The sequence below is a fragment of the Pricia sp. genome (assembly GCF_041745955.1).
GTDB lineage: Bacteria > Bacteroidota > Bacteroidia > Flavobacteriales > Flavobacteriaceae > Pricia.
This window is the reverse complement of record NZ_JBGTHY010000158.1, coordinates 1-2,327: the sequence shown is the minus strand read 5'-3', so window position 1 is coordinate 2,327 and position 2,327 is coordinate 1. Positions and strand designations below refer to the sequence as shown.

Below are 2,327 nucleotides of genomic sequence, written 5' to 3'. Positions count from 1 at the left end.
CAAACCAGAAAGATTTGACTAATTTCAAGACCGAAAAATAAGTGCGCCCCGACCCCACATTGCGCATTGCACGCGCCGAGCCGTTAAAATGTCAATAAAACCCCTTTTCTATCCATTAACCTTATGACGGCAAAACCCACGTTTTTTTAAACTTTCAGCAACGGAAGAAGCCCCTAAAATTTATACAATCGATTTTTGCAATATCATTCCGGGGCCTGACCTTAAGGTATCTTCGATTTGGCCTGTCCGGAAAACATGTTATTCGACTTTTGTCCTGGAATCCTTTATCGTTATGCGCCGGGCATCGGGATGGTTCGGATTGATTATGAAGTTATAGCTTTTATCATCGACGACGGAAGGTACTTTTATCACTGCGAATTCACCTTGGGCGAGCAGGTCCGAGCCTATAATTTGTGTAGGCCCGCCTTTATAAGGGGTCTTGTCCCAGGGAATGTCGTCGAGCATCTCCCTGGTAATTTCAAGAATCTCGATGTTATCGGGGATTTCGTAGGAAACATACACAAAACCGTCCGGGATGATCTTGCCCGCAGGCCCCCTTTGCTTTTCTTTCTTGGCAACGGCCTTGGATTCGCTTGTGTAGATTATCGGTATTCCCCTATTGTGCCATCGGCCTTCCGATTTAAGCCCCCCACCCCCGGAGAGGTCGTCCTTATATTCATTTCCGCTGACCCTATGGACGATCATGCCACAAAACCATATTCTATTTTGACAAGATCGTCAAATAGGATATTGATTCCAGTTGGAGATTCTAGATATTGTTTGGGCAACAGATCTTCGTAATATTCGTTTTTTGTGTTGAGCCATTTTTTGAATTTCGTCCGGTTTCCGAATACTTGAAGCCCATTGTTATAAAAAAGGAATACCGATAGTATATGCATGGACTGTAAATGACTGAATTTGGAATTGCTCTGTATCCTCGACAAGGGAACTCCCAGAATTTCCGCCCAATCCTCCCGGTCGATCTTCAAAACATCGTTCAGGGCCTTGAAGGCCGATTTGGGCATTTCGTATTTGTATTTAAGAAACTCCTTTAAACTATTTTGGGAACTCTCGTTGGATATGATCATTTCGTTAAGGCGATCCGACAGACGGGAATGTTCCTTTATAGTTGTCATGACCTCCCAAAGAGAGGTTCGTGCTTTCTCCGGCAATGTCACATAGGTTTTATCCAATTTCATGGATTTTGTTCGTGTTTTGTTCATCTTCCAGATTTAACGTGGCTTTTATAAAAATGGTTCAAATAAACGTGGGGACAACATAGGGCCTCTTCCCGCTAGAGCCAAAAAGTCCCGTTCCGCCCATATCCTACCAAATTAATGAATTTTGCCGGATTATTTCCCGGTCGGGAAGTTAATTCGATAAAATGCAATTATATGAACTTGACATTGTTGGAAAAGTCCCGGCCATAGAAAATAACCGAAAAAGTAATGGAGAAAACCCCTTTTCTTTTTCGGACCGGCCTTGGAGCGTTGCTGCGTGTTGTTTTTCGATTTTTCATAATTAGGATGAAGCCCATCGGTGCAAAAACGTACGCTAAGGATGGAAATTTATCAAAAAACAGGATAATATTTCTATTAATCTAAAAATGAGATATGCTATAAGCCGGTAATTTATGGTTTACATGGCCCTTGGTGACAGCTCCCCTGCTGTTGAGCCGTATAGTTCAATTAAACCCGCATTTCTTAATTGAACTATCTACTATTAATCCCACCTTAATTCAGACTTATCAAACTTTGATATTCGCCGGCTATTTAAGCAAACTGACATAATTTTGGTTAAGTGGCGGCCGGTGACGGCCACCCTTCTACTGGGTCTGTTTTCTCATTTGACCGCACACCGAGAATATTTGAATTTGCGGCTAAAAGATGTTATATTGCATCATAATAACATCTAGTTGGAGATAAACATGAGCAGAAAAACGATACAGTTCGGAGATGGTCAAACGGATTATATCGCATTGGCCGTAAAACAAAGAGGTTTTAGGAGCGATAGCGAATATATCCGAGATCTGGTCCGCAGGGACGAAGAAAAAAACCGCGAATTCCTGGCATTGCAAGCGGAACTGCAAAAGGGGATCGATAGCGGTATCAGCGACAGGACTTTCGATGAAATATGGGAAGAGGGCAGACAGGAGGCCCTGCAACAAAAGCCCAAGGAAAATGCGTGAGTTCCGCATATCCAAAAAGGCGGCCTTCGATATCAAGGAGATTTCCCGTTACACAACTTTGGAATTTGGCGACCAACAGGCGTTGAGATATAAACAAGGAATGTACGGGGTGTTTCAAAACTTGGCCGACAGCCCCGAT

General features: G+C 43.1%; 3 protein-coding genes. 1 reads left to right on the top strand and 2 read right to left on the bottom strand.

Features of this window, described 5'->3' with window-relative positions:
* Positions 1-258: 258 nt before the first annotated feature.
* Positions 259-705 (bottom strand): RES family NAD+ phosphorylase, encoded by a 447-nt coding sequence (locus ACEW8S_RS05795; protein WP_373517232.1) that lies wholly within the window; start codon positions 703-705, stop codon positions 259-261.
* Entirely contained in the window at positions 702-1,223 is a 522-nt protein-coding gene (locus ACEW8S_RS05790; protein WP_373517231.1) for a hypothetical protein, read from the bottom strand. Before ACEW8S_RS05790 ends, ACEW8S_RS05795 begins: the two co-directional genes overlap by 4 nt.
* 704 nt (positions 1,224-1,927) lie before the next feature.
* Here ACEW8S_RS05790 and ACEW8S_RS05785 point away from each other — a divergent pair.
* Positions 1,928-2,188 carry a type II toxin-antitoxin system ParD family antitoxin gene (locus ACEW8S_RS05785; protein WP_373517230.1) on the top strand — a complete coding sequence of 87 codons (261 nt, stop codon included), beginning with the start codon at positions 1,928-1,930 and terminating at the stop codon, positions 2,186-2,188.
* Positions 2,189-2,327: the final 139 nt, after the last annotated feature.